The 835-nt window shown below is 66.6% G+C and carries 1 protein-coding gene and 1 pseudogene; both read left to right on the forward strand.

Annotation, left to right across the window (positions count from 1 at the left end):
• Positions 1–225 (forward strand): annotated as a pseudogene (locus HCC78_RS32840) (phosphate ABC transporter, permease protein PstA); the annotation flags it as partial.
• 20 nt (positions 226–245) lie between these two features.
• A partial coding sequence (locus HCC78_RS32845; RefSeq protein ID WP_172332859.1) for a phosphate ABC transporter ATP-binding protein occupies positions 246–835 on the forward strand: 590 nt, incomplete at its 3' end.

Raw genomic sequence — 835 nt, forward strand, 5'->3', positions numbered from 1 at the left:
GCGCCGCTGCTGCTGATCGGGATGGTGGCCTTCGTGCGCGAATTTCCCGAGGGCATCCTCGATCCGGCCGTGGGCCTTCCGGTCCAGGTCTACAACTTCACCAACCGCGCGGACCCGGCCTTCGTCGAGCGCGCCTCGGGGGCGATCATCGTGCTGCTGGCGTTCCTCGTGATCATGAACCTCATCGCCATCATTCTCCGCCGCCGTTTCGAGCGCCGCTGGTAAGGACTTCAGGAGTGACCAACATGGACGACATGCGCATCGTCGAGCGCCAGCTGACCCAGCGGGAGCTCAAGATCAAGGCCGAGAACGTGCAGGTCCACTACGGCGCGTCGCACGCCATCAAGGACGTCTCGGTGGAAATCGAGGACAAGACCGTGACCGCCTTCATCGGCCCGTCGGGCTGCGGGAAGTCGACCTTCCTGCGCTGCCTGAACCGGATGAACGACACGATCGACATCTGCCGGGTCGAGGGCCGGATCCTGCTCGACGGCGAGGACATCTACGACAGGAAGGTCGACCCGGTGCAGCTGCGCGCCAAGGTCGGCATGGTGTTCCAGAAGCCGAACCCGTTCCCGAAGTCGATCTACGACAACGTCGCCTACGGGCCGCGCATCCACGGGCTGGCGAAGAACAAGGCCGAGCTCGACGAGATCGTCGAGAGATCGCTGCGCCGCGGGGCGATCTGGGACGAGGTCAAGGACCGGCTGGACGCGCCGGGCACCGGCCTGTCGGGAGGCCAGCAGCAGCGCCTGTGCATCGCCCGCGCCGTGGCGACCGAGCCGGAGGTGCTGCTGATGGACGAGCCGTGCTCCGCGCTCGACCCGATCGCCAC

Origin of the sequence: Mangrovicoccus sp. HB161399, assembly GCF_013184745.1 — a bacterium.
Taxonomy (GTDB): Bacteria; Pseudomonadota; Alphaproteobacteria; order Rhodobacterales; family Rhodobacteraceae; genus Mangrovicoccus.